Source organism: Streptomyces sp. NPDC002698, assembly GCF_042888945.1.
Lineage (GTDB): Bacteria > Actinomycetota > Actinomycetes > Streptomycetales > Streptomycetaceae > Streptomyces.
The window spans coordinates 88,692-103,881 of record NZ_JBIAQM010000002.1; the positions used below are offsets into that span (position 1 = coordinate 88,692).

14 protein-coding genes and 1 pseudogene are annotated in these 15,190 nt (G+C 70.5%); 3 read left to right on the plus strand and 12 right to left on the minus strand.

Features of this window, described 5'->3' with window-relative positions:
• Positions 1–48 precede the first annotated feature (48 nt).
• The 9 genes and pseudogenes from ACFYW9_RS02700 to ACFYW9_RS02740 form a co-directional block, all read right to left on the minus strand.
• On the minus strand, positions 49–591 hold the full coding sequence (locus tag ACFYW9_RS02700; protein WP_389143762.1) for a GNAT family N-acetyltransferase: 543 nt from the start codon (positions 589–591) through the stop codon (positions 49–51).
• A gap of 140 nt (positions 592–731) precedes the next feature.
• Positions 732–1,632 (minus strand): annotated as a pseudogene (locus ACFYW9_RS02705) (GNAT family N-acetyltransferase).
• 70 nt (positions 1,633–1,702) lie between these two features.
• Positions 1,703–2,020, minus strand: coding sequence for a hypothetical protein (locus ACFYW9_RS02710; RefSeq protein ID WP_351864639.1), 318 nt, complete (start codon positions 2,018–2,020; stop codon positions 1,703–1,705).
• A 173-nt stretch (positions 2,021–2,193) separates the two neighbouring features.
• A complete protein-coding gene (locus ACFYW9_RS02715) occupies positions 2,194–3,213 on the minus strand; it encodes a 3-oxoacyl-ACP synthase III family protein (RefSeq protein WP_389143766.1) in 1,020 nt (339 codons plus the stop codon).
• A complete protein-coding gene (locus tag ACFYW9_RS02720) occupies positions 3,210–3,863 on the minus strand; it encodes an SRPBCC family protein (RefSeq protein ID WP_351864632.1) in 654 nt (217 codons plus the stop codon). Before ACFYW9_RS02720 ends, ACFYW9_RS02715 begins: the two co-directional genes overlap by 4 nt.
• A complete protein-coding gene (locus ACFYW9_RS02725) occupies positions 3,835–5,787 on the minus strand; it encodes a thiamine pyrophosphate-binding protein (protein WP_389143769.1) in 1,953 nt (650 codons plus the stop codon). The genes ACFYW9_RS02720 and ACFYW9_RS02725 overlap by 29 nt, the downstream gene beginning before the upstream one ends.
• Positions 5,784–6,800 carry a GlxA family transcriptional regulator gene (locus ACFYW9_RS02730; protein WP_351864626.1) on the minus strand — a complete coding sequence of 339 codons (1,017 nt, stop codon included), beginning with the start codon at positions 6,798–6,800 and terminating at the stop codon, positions 5,784–5,786. The genes ACFYW9_RS02725 and ACFYW9_RS02730 overlap by 4 nt, the downstream gene beginning before the upstream one ends.
• Positions 6,801–7,251: 451 nt before the next feature.
• Positions 7,252–7,917: a class I SAM-dependent methyltransferase gene (locus tag ACFYW9_RS02735; protein WP_389143773.1), complete on the minus strand. Its 666-nt coding sequence runs from the start codon at positions 7,915–7,917 to the stop codon at positions 7,252–7,254.
• Positions 7,918–7,989: 72 nt separating this feature from the next.
• Positions 7,990–9,198: a globin domain-containing protein gene (locus ACFYW9_RS02740; RefSeq protein WP_389143777.1), complete on the minus strand. Its 1,209-nt coding sequence runs from the start codon at positions 9,196–9,198 to the stop codon at positions 7,990–7,992.
• Positions 9,199–9,691: 493 nt separating this feature from the next.
• Between ACFYW9_RS02740 and ACFYW9_RS02745 the strand changes: the two genes are divergently transcribed.
• Both ACFYW9_RS02745 and ACFYW9_RS02750 read left to right on the plus strand, forming a co-directional pair.
• On the plus strand, positions 9,692–9,988 hold the full coding sequence (locus tag ACFYW9_RS02745) for a hypothetical protein (protein ID WP_389143780.1): 297 nt from the start codon (positions 9,692–9,694) through the stop codon (positions 9,986–9,988).
• A gap of 538 nt (positions 9,989–10,526) precedes the next feature.
• Positions 10,527–11,282, plus strand: coding sequence for a tetratricopeptide repeat protein (locus ACFYW9_RS02750; protein ID WP_389143783.1), 756 nt, complete (start codon positions 10,527–10,529; stop codon positions 11,280–11,282).
• An 81-nt stretch (positions 11,283–11,363) separates the two neighbouring features.
• On the opposite strand, the gene ACFYW9_RS02755 is transcribed toward ACFYW9_RS02750, so the two are convergent.
• The gene (locus ACFYW9_RS02755; protein ID WP_389143786.1) at positions 11,364–12,368 is read right to left on the minus strand and encodes a hypothetical protein; all 1,005 of its coding nucleotides are present in this window, start codon (positions 12,366–12,368) and stop codon (positions 11,364–11,366) included.
• A 148-nt stretch (positions 12,369–12,516) separates the two neighbouring features.
• On the opposite strand from ACFYW9_RS02755, the gene ACFYW9_RS02760 reads away from it, so the two are divergent.
• Complete coding sequence (locus ACFYW9_RS02760; RefSeq protein ID WP_326783633.1) at positions 12,517–12,867, plus strand: PRC-barrel domain containing protein; 351 nt, start codon at positions 12,517–12,519, stop codon at positions 12,865–12,867.
• A 55-nt stretch (positions 12,868–12,922) separates the two neighbouring features.
• Here ACFYW9_RS02760 and ACFYW9_RS02765 read toward each other — a convergent pair whose 3' ends face one another.
• Positions 12,923–13,747 (minus strand): SDR family oxidoreductase, encoded by an 825-nt coding sequence (locus ACFYW9_RS02765; protein WP_389143788.1) that lies wholly within the window; start codon positions 13,745–13,747, stop codon positions 12,923–12,925.
• Between the two features lie 155 nt (positions 13,748–13,902).
• Complete coding sequence (locus ACFYW9_RS02770; RefSeq protein WP_389144759.1) at positions 13,903–15,174, minus strand: phosphatase PAP2 family protein; 1,272 nt, start codon at positions 15,172–15,174, stop codon at positions 13,903–13,905.
• Positions 15,175–15,190: the final 16 nt, after the last annotated feature.

The following is a 15,190-nucleotide window of genomic DNA, read 5'->3' on the forward strand; positions in this document are numbered from 1 at the left end:
CGGCCGCCTCCCGTCGGCGACCGACCGCTCGATGAGGAGGCTCGCCGGTCAAGGGCGATCCAGGCCCCACGTCTGCAGGGTGAAGGGACGCCCCTTCTCCTCACCTGTGATCAGCGGTACGTCGAGCAGCGTGAAGCCCGCCTTGGTGGCCACGGCGACGCTGGCCGCGTTCTCGGCCTCCAGTTCCAGGATCACCTGCTCGGCGCCCATCCGCTCGAAGGCGTACGCGGCCATCACCCGTACCGCCCGCACCGCCAGCCCCTGACCGCGGTGCGCGGGGCCCACCGCGTAGCCGATCTCCGTGCCCTCGGGCGCGCGCCGCAGCATCACCTCGCCGAGCGGTGCTCCGCCGTCGACCGTGATCGCGAGCAGAATGACCGTGCCCTCCGCGCGCAACTGGCGGTCCCGGTCCAGTCGCGCGCGGGCGGCGGCCTCGTCGAACGGGGAGACGAGCGGTGTCCAGTAGGCGATGTCGGGGTGATCGAACAACTCCGGCATCGCCGTCAGGTCCGCCTCCGTCCAGTCACGAAGGACGAGCCCCTCCCCCGAGAGCTCGATCCGCTCGGGAAGCGACGGCATGGTGCTGCTCATGGTGCTGGACCTCCTGGCTTGTTCGGAACGAGGCAGGATAACCGGGACAGGCGGAAGCACGTCCGGCCGGGCAACCGTCAACAGTAAGCCGCCAACCGTCAACCGTCGACAGTCAGCCGTCAGCCGTCAGCCGTCAGCCGTCAGCCGGAGAAGGCGTAACCGACGAAATCGGTGACCGGGACGTATCCGATGCGTCGGTAGAGGGCGTTGCTGGTCGCGTTGGCCGGGTCGGTGAACAGCACGACCTCCTTCGCGCCCGCGGCCAGCGCGGCCCTGCTCACCTCGACCGTGACGGCGCCCGCGTAGCCGCGCCCCCGGAGGCCGGCCGGGGTGTAGACGGGGTCCACCCGGACCTGGCCGCCGACCAGCGGGTTCGCGCCCGCCATGGAGACGGGCGTGCCGTCCGGGGTCTCCCAGAAGGTGTAGCGCTTCTCGGCGAAGCGTGTGCCGTCCCAGGACTCGGCGGTCACGGAGACGGCTTCCCCGACGTCCGCGGCGAACTCACGGCACCAGCGCATCACTTGCCCGTACTCCCGCTCGCCCACCGGCCGGCCCCGGCCCGCCGGGACCGGCTCCGGCCCGCCGGGACCGGCTCCGGCCCGCCGGGACCGGCTCCGGCGGGGTGAACGTGCCGAGCCGGTGCAGACGGCCCCACCAGTCACGTACCGGCGCCGCGCCGCCCCTGTGCCGATGCCACGCCTCCGCGAGAGCGGTGGCGGTGTCCTGGTCCGCGGTGACGCCCGAAACGCGGTGCCCGAGGCGGGTCAGCCGGGGGACGAGGGTGTCGGCCTGCTCGGGGGCGAGCGTCGTGACGGTCAGGCGGCCGCGCGCGGTGCGGTACAGGACGGCCCGGACCTCGCCCCCTGACTCCAGCCGGCCGAAGACGGTGGCTCCGCCATGTGCGCCCGCGCCCTGTGCCCGCATTCTCGCGAGCGTGGTCAGGGGCGTGTTGTGCATGACGGGGCGCGAGCACAGGAAGTCTCCCGCTCGGGCGAGGAAGTCGTCGATGTCTTCGGTGAAGTACCAGTCGTCCGGGCCCATGCTTCATGATCTCCGACCGGCTCTCCTCCGGGAAGTACGTGCCCGGACCACGACTCCGCCCTGACCGGTGTCACAGGGTGTGGTGCAGCCAGCGCTGAAGCACCTCGTTGACGTCCGCCGGAAGCGCGCTGATCTGGTCGATGACCGCACGGTCCTCGGGCATCGGGGGAATGCCGGCGGCGGTGAGGGTCGCGTGCAGGGCCAGGCGCCGCTCGTCCTGCGGGTCGATGGTGAAGCCGAGGCGGTGGGCGGGGTTGGGGGGCGGCAGGAGGAAGTCGCCGTCGTCCAGGGGCTGCGCCTGGGCCGGCACGGCGGTGTCACGGGGGTGGACGGCATAGGGGTCGGCGAACGCGCAGGAACCGAGGCTCTCACTGCTCCAGGGGGTCATCTCTGTCTCCTCACCGATGTGTTGTGAATCACTTGTCCAGATCTCCGTGAGGGCCCCTTCGGTTGCGTTCGCGGCCGAACGTCACGCTGACGGCGTCATCGGCGGCTGATCACCTCGTACGACGGGCAGATGGCCGCCGCCGCGTCGAGGCACCGCGGTCACCGGCCGCGGAGTCAGCCTCGCCCGCCGGACCAGCGCACGGCGGCGGCTCCCGCGAAGTCGCCGGCGTGGGCGAACCCGCCCAGCACCACGAGGTCGCCGTCCTTCACCCGGCCCGAGGCGATCGCGTGGTCCAGGGTGACCGGGATGGCCGCTCCGAAGAGGTTGCCGTACCGGTCGAAGGTGTTCAGATGCCGCTCGGCGGGCAGTTGCAACGCCTCCGTCCAGTTGCGCAGGAAGGTGCGGTTCGGCTGGTTGGTGACGAGGACGTCGATGTCCGCGGTCGCGACCCCGAGCCGTCGGCACAGGTCCGTGATCACCTCCGGGACCAGACGGTTGCCGCGTGCGAGAACCTTGGCGACGCTCGCGTCGGTGAACCCGATCCGCGGCTGGGACTCCCCCGGTTCCCAGTACTTGCGACCGTCGTCGAGCGCCAAGGTCATGTCACCGGCGTGATCGCCGATGTGCCGGGTCTCCACGTCGAGGACCGGGGCGCCGGCCGACGTCGTCACCCATCCCACTCCGCAGCCGTCGCCCGGGATCGCGGCCTGCGCGAGCCGACGTACCTCGGACTGGGTGAAGCACTGGCCGGCGGCGCTCTGCGCGTTGCAGATCAGCGCGGTCCGCGCGTCGGTGGTGGTGAGGATCTGCCGGGCCAGCTTCAACATGTACACGAAGGAGGCGCAGCCCGCGTTGGCCACGTCGACGAGCCACTCCGGGTTCAGGCCCAGTCGGCGCGCCACTTCGGTGCCCGCGCCGACGAACGGCAGATCCGGCAGCTGACTGTGCACCAGCAGTACGTCGACGCCCCGGATCTCGTCCCTGCCGTGCCGTTCGATCAGGGGCTGTACGGCGCGTTCGATCATGTCCGTGTTGGTCTCGTCCGCGGCGACGTGGTGCCGTGACCGCGGGACCTTGAACATGGGGTGCTCGCGGAGCTTGTCCTCCGCTCCCGGGTACTCGGTGTAGTACCGCGCCGGGACCGGATCGCCCGGAAGGTAGCCCGCCACGTCGGTGAGGCTGACCGTGGTCACCGGGCCACCGCACTCGCCGGGGCCACGCTGACCGGCTGACCGTTGCGGTGGCGGTGTTCCAGGATCACCTTGAGGTTGTTCATCTCCACGGTGTGCCCCGCGTAGAACAGGTCCCAGTAGTCCCCCACCCAGGGCCGGCCGGGGCGGGGAGACAGGCCGGGGTGCGGGTTCGTGTCGTAGTAGGGATGACGGCAGTTGGTCCAGGTGATCACCGACCCCGGCCTGTCGAGCACGAGTGGGGCCGGCACGACGCGCATCAGGTAGATCATCCACAGCTTGTCGCCCTGATCCCACGAGCAGTGGTAATCCACCGTCATGGCCTCGGGGTTGGCGACCACCTCGCAGTAGATCCTGGTGTCGTCCTCGAGCCGGTCGCGGCCGACCCACAGTCCGGGCGTGCCGGAGGGAGCGAAGTCCCGCAGGCTACAGGTCCACTCCTCCAGGTGGTGGCCCTGACGGAGGTAGTCGTAGGTCAGTTCCGGCGGGCAGTCGACGTACTCGTGGATGGTGCAGTACTGCCCGTAGACCTGATGGTGGGGGTAGACGGCGTGGGTGAGTTCCACGCAGTGGGCGGTCAGCTCGTCCTTGCCCGGGTTCTCGATCCGCATCAGGCCCGGGATGTCAGCCGGCGTGGACGACTCGTCGCTCATCCGCGTTCTCCTTGTGGTCGGCGTGTACGGCACGGCCGGCACTGCCGGTCGCTTCCGCGAAGGGCTGGAAGGGCAGGAACGGGGGAATCTCCATCGGGTCGCAGTCCAGCGCCACGAACGCCGGGCCCGCTCCCGTGTTGCCGCGCAGCAGCGCCTCGCGCAACTGCGCCGCGTTCTCGGCGCCGGTGACGTCGAGGGAGTGGAAGGCGGCGGCCACCCCGGCGGCGATGTCGGTCCGGCCGAACACGTCGTCGCCGCGGACGCCGCCCTGGAGGAACTCCTCGCGCAACGCGCACATGGCGTGGGCGTTGTTGTTGAAGATGACGAACGTGACGGGTGCCCGGTGCTCCACGGCGGTGTGCACTTCCGCCCCGTGCATGAAGAAGGCCCCGTCGCCGGCGAGGACGTAGGTGCGCCGCCCGGTGGCGAGTGCGGCACCGATGCCCGCGCCGAAGGTGTAGCCCATGCCTCCCATGCCGAGCGCCACCACGAAACGGCCGTGGCGCGGAGCCGGGAGGAGGTGGACCGCGCTGGCACCGGTGTTGCCGGCGTCCACGAAGACGTGCGCGTCCTCGGGCAGCGCCGCCTCCACCGCGGCGAGGGCCTGGGCGTACGGGACGATCCGCCCGGGACCGGCCGGAGCGTCCGGGCCCGCCACGGGGGTGGGGGTGGGGACCGGACCGGGGTGCCGGGGGCAGGCACGTGGGCCTGACGCGATCCGCCCGGTCACGGCGCGCAGCGCGTCCCGCAGGTCCCCGACCAGCGCCGTACCCGCCACGAACGGCTTCTCGGAGTCCAGGCATACGACGTCGGTGGCGGCCAACGCCCGCTCCAGCCCGCCGCGCGCCAGGAGCGGCAGCCGGGTGCCCACCAGCAGGCACACGTCGGCCCGCCGCAGACAGTGTTCGACGTTGGCATGGCCCATGACCCCGGCCACCCCCGCGAACCGTGGATCACGGTTGTCGAAGACGTCCTTGGCGTCCGGGGTGACCGCGACCCACGCCCCGAGGTTCCGGGCCAGCCGGGACAGCTCCGCACGTGCGTCCGCCGCGGCGACGCCCTCACCGGCGATGACCAGGACGGTGTCCGCGCCGCGAAGGATGTCCGACACCTCGGCGAGAGCGGCCTTGTCGAGCTGTGCCACCGGTGCCGTCCGCGTCGACGGTACGGGCAGGGCGGTCGGTACGGGCAGGGCGGTCGGGGCCGGTATGCCTGTGTCGCTCGGGGAGGGCGCGCTCTCCGGAAGCCCGGCCGGTGTCGTCGTGCCCCCTGCCGGTGTTGCCTCTGCCGGTAGGGCGGCCCCTGCCGGTGTGACCTCTGCCGGTGCGGCCTCTGCCGGCGCCGGACCGTGGCCGTCGGGCAGACGGATCCGGGCCTGCTGCACGTCCTTGGGCAGCAGCAGCACCGCCGGACCGCACGGCTCGGTCCGCGCCGCCGCCATCGCCCGCGGCAACAGCTCGACGAGCGAGTCCGCGTCCTCGACCCGGGCGCAGAACCGGGAGATCGGGGTGAAGACCTCGCCCGCGTCGAAGGAGTCCCCCTTGCCGCTGGTGTCCTGGAAGGCGCCTTGACCCTCCTGCGCCGTCGGCGGCTGGCCCACCAGGGCGAGCAGCGGCACCCGGGAGGCGTACGCCTCCGCGAGGCCCGGTACCAGGTTCATCGCGCCACCGCCCGAGGTGGCGGCGACAACCCCGAGACGCCTGGTGGTCCGGGCGTATCCATCGGCCATGGTGACGGCCGAGAACTCGTGCTTGGCGACCACACCGCGGACGGTTCCGCCGCGGTGCACGGCGTCGTACAGGTCCTCGATGTTCGCGCCGCCGACACCGAACATGTGGGTGACTCCGGCCCTGGCGAGCTCGTCGGCCAGGTAGTCGGCCATCCGTACCGTGCCGGCTTCGGGTCCGTCCGCCGCGGTGGTCATACGGGGCTCCCGTCCCTCTCGTGGCGCCGGTCGACGTGGCCGGACGGCGTGATGACCTGGAAGCGGTGCCGGTACTCCTTCGGGGTGAGTCCCAGGGTTCGCCCGAAGGAGCGGAAGAAGGTCTCGGGAGCGCCGAATCCACAGCGGCCGGCTATCTGACCGATCGGCAGATCGGTCGTCTCCAGCAACTCGCGGGCGCGGGCTATCCGGGTGCGCTGGACGTACTGGCCGGGAGTCGTGCCCACCTCGCGGCGGAAGACCCGGGCGAAGTTGCGCGGGCTCATGTTGGCCCGCTCGGCCATCTCCGCCACGGGTAACGGGTTGTGGAGGTTCTCCAGAATCCACTCCTGCGCCGTCCGGATCGGCGGATGGTCGGCCAACTGGGCGTCCAGCATCGCGCTGAACTGGGACTGGCCTCCGTGCCGCTTGAGGAAGAGCACCAGAAACCGTGCCGTCTCCAAGGCGAGTGCCGCCCCGTGATCGGCCTCCACCAGGGCCAGCGCCATGTCGATCCCGGTCGACACGCCCGCCGAGGTGACGAAAGGGCCGTCCCAGACGAAGATCGGCTCGGCGTCCACGGTCACCGCCGGATAGCGGCGGGCCATCGTCTCGCTGTACGCCCAGTGCGTGGTGGCACGTCTGCCGTCCAACAGGCCCGCCTCGGCCAGCAGAAAGGATCCGCCACATACGGAGGCGACCCTGCGCGACCGGGCCGCCGCGGCACCGATCCACGAGACCAGCGCCTGATCCCGGAGCGCCTCGCCGACACTCCACCCCCCTGGCACGAGGAGCGTGTCGACGGGGCCTTGCCCCGCCTCCAGCGGCTGGGCCCCCACGCTCACTCCTGAACTCGTGCGCACCAGTGGCGCGTCGGCGGAGACCAGCTCGATCCGATAGGGGAAGGCCCCCGGGCCGAGGAGCCTGTTGGCGATGTCGAACACTTCAATCGGTCCGGTGATGTCCAACGCCATGGCACCCGCGTACACCACCACCACAACACGTCGCTCTGACACGGTCACAGCCTGTATCGGATCTCCGACTGACTGCAATGACAGATAACTGACGCATCCGGCCAACGGACTTTCGCCCGAGGGGAGTTACGGGCCGCTGGCCAGGCGGTTCGCATACGGCCGACGGCCATGGCGGGTGAGGTAACTCACAGGAGGCCGGACGGGCGGGACATCGCACGGGAGGAGGGCCGGCGTCGCCATGGGTCGGTCCAGAGCCTGTCGTTTGGATCATGCGGCGGGACGCGGGGCAGGGCACGCACTCCCCCAAGCTCTGCGAGCAGGGGGGACCCCCAGCGGCGTTGCCGTCGGTTGCCGATGTCCCCCAGCCTTCGGCCGGGAGGTGCCCCCACCGCGTCGTCGCCCTCCTCCGCCTTGCAGCCGCACGCACCCTGCCCCGCTCGGCCCGGCCGACAAGGCACCGCACCTCGGCGCCACCTGATCCAAACGACAGGCCCTAGGTGAGGCGGGCCAGCAAGTGGGCGTCCAGGAAACCCCGTTCGGAGGCCGGGTCGTGGAGGAGCCGGGCGACCGTGACGAGCCCGGCCCCGACCAGCAGCTCGGCGAACCGGTCAACCGGCCAGCTGTAGGCGGGCGCTACCTTGTGATCGAAGCGGACCGGCTCGGCTCCCTCGGTCCCGAAGAACGAAACCATCAGCAGGCCCCCTGGTGCCAGGACCCGCACCTGCTCGGCCAGCAGCGCGGGCAACTCCTCGGGCGGGGTGTGGATCATCGAGTAGTGGGCCAACACCCCGCCGAGCGCGCGGTCCTCGACGGGCAGAGCCTCCATTCGCGCCTGGTCGAACCGCAGGGCGGGATGGGACTTCCGGGCGTGGTCGACCATGGCCGGGGACAGGTCGAGCCCGAAGGCGTCCAGACCCAAGTCGTGCAGCATGGCCGTCAGATGTCCGGGACCGCACCCGACATCGGCCGCCCGCGGGTTCCCCGTCCCGCGCACCAGCTCGGCGAAGGTGCCGAGCATGGCCCGCGTGAACGGCCGCGTCTCCAGCCGATCGGCGAACATCGACGCATAGAGCTCGACGATCCCGTCGTAGGCCGTCCTGGTCTCGTCCTGGTGTTCCACCTGGTGTTCCGTCCGGCTTTCCGCCTGGTTTTCCGCCACGGGGAAGAAGCTAACACCCTTGCCGTTCAAGGCCGTTCAGACTGTGCGGTTGTGACGGCCGCGGCGGGCTCGTCAGTCGAGGTCCGCCTGCCAGAGGTCCGGGCCGAACACCTCGTACTGGATGTCCCGCGGTGCGACGCCCCGTCCGAGGAGCGCGCTCCGCAGCGGTTGCATGAACGCCAGCGGCCCGCACATGTAGTACACCGCGTTGTCCGGAAGATCGACGTGGGAGAGGTCCATCGGCCCGTCGAAGACGCCCTTCACCGGCTCGTTGGTCTGCGCGCCCTTCTCGTACCAGAGGTACATCTCGGCGTTCCGCAGTTCGAGTACGTCGCTGACCACCTGGCGGCGCAGCGCGAACGACGCCTCGTCGAGGTCGGCGTGCAGCACGGTGATCGGCAGCCGGGACTCGGCCTCGACGAGGTGGGAGAGCATTCCGGCCATGGGGGTGATCCCGATGCCCGCCGTGGCGAACACCACCGGCCGTCCCGAGTCGTCGAGCACGACATCGCCGTAGGGCAGCGACAGGGTGAGGACGTCACCCACGTCGACCGTGTCGTGCAGGAGAGCGGACACCTCTCCCTCGGGCTCGCCGTTGCCGCGTACCCGCTTGACCGAGAACTGGCGGTGCTCGCCGTCGTCGGCCCGGGTCAGGCTGTACTGGCGCGGCTGGCGCACGCCGTCGGGCATGTCGATCAGCACGGTGACGTACTGGCCGGGGAGCGAGGTCGTCACGAGGCGGTCGTCGATCCGCTTGACCACGAAGGTCACGACGTCCGGGGTCTCCTTGATCTTCTTCTCGACCTCCCATTTGCGCCACACCGTCTCGGGGGTGACCCCCCGCGCGCTGTAGAGACCGCGTTCCTGGTTGATCAGGGCGTTCGCCATCAGCCAGTAGACCTCGTCCCAGGCCGCGGCGACCTCCGGGGTGACCGCGTCGCCCAGCACGTCGACGATCGCCCACATCAGGTTGTCGTGGACGGTCTGGTACTGGTCCGGACGGATCCCGAGAGACGCGTGTTTGTGCGCGATGCGGTTCAGCAGGTGTTCGGGGGTCCGCCGCGGAGTGCTCACCAACCCGCCGGCGAACGCCGCCACGGATCCGGCGAGCGCCTGCTGCTGTTCTCCGTGTGCCTGGTTCCCGCGGTTGAAGACCCCGTCCAGGAGCTCGGGATGGTTGGCGAACATGTGACGGTAGAAGCGCCGGGCGATCTCACCGATGTGCTCCCCGACGACGGGCAACGTGGCCGCGATGACGGGTCGGGACGTGTTCGAAAGCATGATGTGCATCTCCAGCGCGGGCGACGTGCGGGGCAGGCATCGGGCAACCACGGAATCGCTCGTACGGCAGTCGGAGCCGGGGCGGGGCCGATCGGCCCGCGCGGATACCGCGGCCGTCCTCGGAGACCGGATCCCCGGGACGCGCGGCGCGGCGCCCGCCCTCCACGCTAGAAGGGCACCGCCCCCTCCGCACTCCCTATGCCTGCATTGGTGGACTTTCCCACGGATCGTCCGGGCTTTCGCGGCAAGGTGGCGGCCAACCCGCCCACCGGACATACGTCGTGGCCCGGCGCGACCGGTCGGCGGAGATCCGCGACAGCCTCGCCGTCCGCGCCGAGGAGGCCGGGCACGTTGTTAACGTGATGGCATGGGACGTCGTCGGCATCGGCACTTGGTCATGGGTTCCGAGCGGTTCCGGTGGTGGGTCAGCCACCGCCATGTGCCGGATTCGGACCCCGGCGGTGCGGTCGGACGCTCATGTCAGGAGGTTCTCGTGATCGCGCGGGAGGGCACCCCGGGCGTGATCCGCGTCGTCTTCGACTCGGGTCCCGATCGCGTGGTGGGCGGCGGTGGTTGGGGAGCTCACGAAGGTGGCGTCAGCCGCGTACACGGCGGATATCTCAATCTCCACCGTCCGGCGACCGTGCGGGCGTTGATCGAAGAGACTCTGGCGGACGGCCGACGCTTCGGACACGCAGGCGGAGTCGACGGGTGGCGGTTCTTCGATGCCGTGGCCGCGCGTGTGCCGCCGGAACACCGGGAAGCGCCGGGCGAGCAACTGGTGGAGTAATCGTCTTCGGGCCGAGACTCGGTCCGGCTCGCCTGCCAGTCGGTCGGTCGGTGGAGGCCGGCAGCGCACCTCGGCCCGGGTGAGGCGCACCTGTGCGTCCGATGGTTCGGCTCGGCTCCGTACCGAACCGAGACCTCGGACATGCTCCGAGTCCCGCTCCAGGCACACCCGATACGGCCCGAACACCGCGTCGTCCCGAAGCACGCGGACCACGTCGGACACCCGGACTGGCGGTAGTAAAAATTGCTGATCGCCTCCGCGCCCAGCCTCGACCGCTGCTCCTGCCACTGCCACTGCCACTGCCACTGCCACTGCCACTGCCACCGAAAACGGGCCATATTGGCGATCCGCTCCGTACAACGGGCGGATCTTCGGGCAACCAGGCCTACGATTGTGTGCCGGTTGACGAGCCGTACCATCTGTTGAGGCCCCGACGCACCGGGACGACGTACGGGAACGGCTGGAACGACTGGCCGACCGGGTTGCCCCCGTCGTCGGTCCCGGCCTCCTCGCGAGGCCGCGGAGCGAAGAGCCGCACGTGTCCGCCGGGGCAGGCCACGACGCGAAAGGCAGCGACATGGTGCAGTGGCACGGGACCAACTTCACCGTGGACGGACATGAGCCGACCAGTGCCGAGGAGTACTACCGGATCGGCCTGCACTGCTGGAACAGCGGGCAGCACCCCGGTGCGGAGGTCTACTTCCTGGAAACCGCGGCGTCCACCGGACACAGCGCCGCGATCGAGCTGCTGGGGCACATCGACTACACGCAGGGGCGGTACGCGAGCGCGGTGCCACGGCTGCGGCACAGCAGCGGTTCCCCGCGAGCGGCCTTCTACCTCGCCTCGCTCTATCACCACGGCTGTCCTCAAGCGGGCATCGTCGAGTCGCTGGACGAGGCGGCCCGCTGGTATCGCACCTCGGCCGAACTGGGCGAGCCCGAAGCGATGCTCGTACTGGGCGACCTGTACCTGGAGCGGCTGATTCCGATCATCCGGACCCCGGCGGAACACGCCCTGGAGCAGTTCCTCGCGGCCGCCGCACGCAACCACCCCTATGCCCAGTACCGCGCCGCGGAGATCTACCGCACGCTCTACCAGGACCACGAGCGAGCCGCCGTGATGTACCAGTCCTGTGTGGACAACCCGATGACCGAGCGCCACGCGCTGGGATCGATGATGACGCTTCAGAGCCAGGCGCACCTGCGGGATATAGCGGCCTTCAGGGCAGCCCGCCGGTTGCAGCAGCGGCGTGACACCGTCAACCCCGCGCAGCGCCGAGGCGACTTCTACTGACCCTGGACGGGCTACTGACCCTGGACGGGCTGCTGGCCCTGGGCGATCCACTGCCCCTGGGCGGCACGCCGTGCTCCTCGGTCAGCGAACGGCCAGGACCCACAGAAAGACGGCCAGCGCCCGCACCAGGTGTTCCGTTTCCTCGGTCTGCTCCAGCAGTGCGCCCGGTACGTGGGACAGTTCCCAGGCCACTTCCCGGGCAGCACGGTCCGGGGGCTCACGCGGCGCCTCGGCCGCCCAGAGCCGCCCGATCTCCTCGCTGTCGGTCTTCAGCCTGGCGCACGCGTCGGCCGTGGTGCCGAGGACCGTCACCAGTGGGCTCGCGTCGTCCCGCCCGGCGCCGAGCAGCGTGTCGGCGGCGGCGGTCAGCGTGTCGGCCGTGGCGGTCAGGCGTGATGCCCGCTCCAGCCAACCCGGTGCCGGGTGCCCGGAGGCGGCGGGCGAGCGGGCCGGCTGTTCCAGGCCATGGCCGATGCGTGCGCCGGTGGACCGTTCGTGGTCGGTGGGCTTCCATGTCCCCCGCTCCCGCAGATCGTCGGCCCGGCCCATGGCCCGGCGGGCCTGTGTGAGCGCCGTCGGCCAGTCACCGAGATCCCAGTCCGGCGTCGCCCGCGACTCCCGGACGCGGTAGCCGAGCGTCAGTCGCACCCCGCCAGGGCGCGGCCGTGGAAGGCCGGCGTCGACGTGCGCCTGCAGTACGTGTCTGATTCCGGCCACCGATGCCGCGCTGCCGACTCCGATCCCGGCGGTGCGGGCAGCCTCGGGCACGGGACCGGTGTCCAAGGGCTCGGCTCCCTGGGCGCAGTAGCGCAGGGCGTCGGCCAGGAGGACCTGGTCGACCAGGATCCCCGGGTCGTAGGCCGCCCGCCAGAGCAGCAGACCGAGCGTGTCGTGCCTGGCGCTCCCCCACGGCCACTTCACCCGCGGGCCGGGATCCGCGGGGAACCGCCGGGGCCGCGGTGTTCCCAGGCCGTGATCGTGCTCGTCGTACCAGGCGACCAACAGGCGTGCCTGGTGACGGGCGCGTTCCCACGCCCCGCAGCCGTAGGCGGCCCGGTGCCCCGACTGCCAGCCGTTCATGTCCACGGCGCGAACCGTACCCGGGCCCCGACGCGGGACGTCCGGCAGCCCGCGTCCGCCGTCCCGCGCGGGCTTCGTCTAGCGTGGATGGCACCTGCGCGACTCCCCGGTTCCGCTGCGGGACGAGCGCGGATTCTCGATGAGGGAGCCGTTCATGACTGACAGCATCTGGGGCTACCACCCGGCCGCCGGGCACGTCACCGGCACGGACCTGGTCGGGTACAAGGTCGAGGCCCTCGACGGCGCCATCGGCAAGGTCGACAAGCATGCGGACGACGTCGACTCCGCGTATCTCGTGGTCGACATCGGCGTGTGGATCTTCGGAAGGCATGTCCTGCTGCCCGCCGGCACCGTGAAACGGGTCGACCGGACCGAGCGGAAGATCTACGTCGCGCTCACCCAGGAGCAGATCAGGGAATCCCCCGAGTTCGACAGGGCCAAGCATGTCGGCGACGTCGACTACCACGAGCTGGTCGGCGGCTACTACCAGAGCCACCGCGCCTGACCCGCCGGCGCGTCGGCGGGTCAGGGTGCCGAGCGGGGTCGCTCACCGGCGGCGCTCAGCCCTGGGCCAGCTCCGCCACCGGCTGCCACTTCTCCCATGTCGCCAGGCGCCGCTCGTAGTCCGCCTTCGCGATGCCCAGCGGCGCCGCGCCGAAGAAGCAGCGCAGCGGTGGCTCGTCCGCGTCCACGATCTCCAGCACGGCCGCCGCGGAGGCGCGGGGGTCGCCCGGAGTGCCGACGCGCTTGCGCCGCTGTTCCTGCACCTCCTCGTGGAACTCGGCGTACGCGGGGAGCTGCTCGGACGTGCTCGACGAGGAACCCGCCCAGTCGGTGGCGAACCCGCCGGGCTCGATGAGTGTGACCTTGATGCCGAACGCCGCCACTTCCTGCGCCAGCGCCTGACTCATTCCCTCAAGAGCCCATTTCGAGGCGTGGTAGATGCCGACCAGCGGGAAGGCGCTGATCCCGCCGATGGAGGAAACCTGCAGAATGTGGCCGCTGCCCTGCTCGCGCAGGAACGGCAGTGCCGCCTGGGTGACCCACAGGGCCCCGAAGAGGTTGGTCTCCAGCTGCGCGCGAGCCTCGGCTTCGGTGATTTCCTCGATCATCCCGAAGTGTCCGTAACCAGCATTGTTGACGACCACGTCGAGCCGGCCGAACCGTTCGTGCGCCAGCCGCACGGCGGCGAAATCGGCGTCGCGGTCCGTCACGTCGAGCTGAAGCGGCAGCAGCCGCTCTCCGTAGGTCTCCCGAAGATCGCCCAGCGTGGACAGGTCGCGCGCCGTCGCGGCCACCGAGTCGCCGCGCTCCAGCGCGGCGATCGCCCACTCCCGCCCGAAGCCGCGGGAGGCGCCGGTGACGAACCAGATCTTCTGTGTCATGGAGTGCTCCTCGTGGAACGTGCCGTCCGCTCGGTCACCACGTCGCCGTGGTGCCACTCCTGCCACCCAACACCTTCGAGTGCGCTCCAGGGCAAATCCGGTCCCGCCGGGCGCGGCCGGACACCGGCTCCCGCCCCCGCGGGGGCGGGAAGCGGTCACACCTGCACGAGTTGCGGTTCCGGTTGCTGCACGGGCGCGGTCCGGGGATTCCACATTCTGGTGGTCCGCAGATATCCGTAGATCACGGAGGCCATCGCCAGAAGGAGAGCCGGTCCGAAAACCCAGGGATGCCTGGCCATATCGACCGACAGATAGCGATAGGACACCAGAAGCACGGCGAAAACCGTCGAGCCGTAGAGAACCAGCGTGACCCCCGCCCGTTCCCAGCCCCGGTCGAACGAGCGCATGGCCGTCTCGATGGTGAGCGCGAACACCACGCCGGCGATGAGATCCGCGCCGTAGTGGTACCCGAATCCGAGCGTCGCCGTGAGCGTGCCGGTCAGCCAGAACGTGCCCGCGTACCGCAGGAGCCGTGAACCCTCACGGGTATGGATGAAGAGCGTGGTGGCCCAGGCCGTGTGAAGACTGGGCATGCAGTTGCGAGGGGTGATCTCGTCGAACGGGATCGCGTGCGGGGCACCGATCGGCAGCGGCGTCTGCGGCCACAAATTGGCCGCCGCCCACTGTCCGCCTTCGGCGCCGTAGGCGAAGACCGGCCCGACCACAGGGAAGATCATGTAGATGGCGGGCCCGACCAGACCGATGGCCAGGAAGGTGCGCACCAGGTGATGGCCGGGGAAGCGGCGCTCCGCCGCGACGTTGCGCAGCTGGTAGAGCGCGAAGACGGACGCGGCGAGCGGGAGCTGGCCGTAGACGAGGTGGATCACGTGGTAGCCGACCGGTCCGGTGGCCTCGACGATCCGGCCCATCACCCAGGACGGGTTGCCCAGCGCGTGATCGGCTGTGGCCACGTACGCGTCGAGGACGGACGGACGGGTCTCCGACGTGATCATCAGCCAGGTGTCGCCCGTCTTGTGACCGGCCACCAGGAGCAGGCCCAGTCCGACGCCTTTCAGGAGCAGGACGCGCTCCTTGCCCGTGCGGCGCGTGACGGCGATGAACGCGTAGCCCAGAATCACCCACAATGCGCCGTTGCCGAACATCATCTTGGCGTCGATCACCCAGCGCACCAGGAAGAAGACGATGTCGATGCCGGCCGCGATTCCCAGGGCGATAAAGCGTTCCCGCCAGGAGAGGACGACCATCATCAATGCCAGGCCGGCGTACAGCAGCGGTCCCGAGGTGGGAGTGAGTATCACTTCCCTGGCCTGGTTGGTGATCGGCCCCGGCATTCCGTAGTGGCGCGCGATGATCTCCATCGCGACGAGGAAACCGAGGGTCACCGCGCCCGCGACGGCCCACAGGATCACCCGTGACCGACGC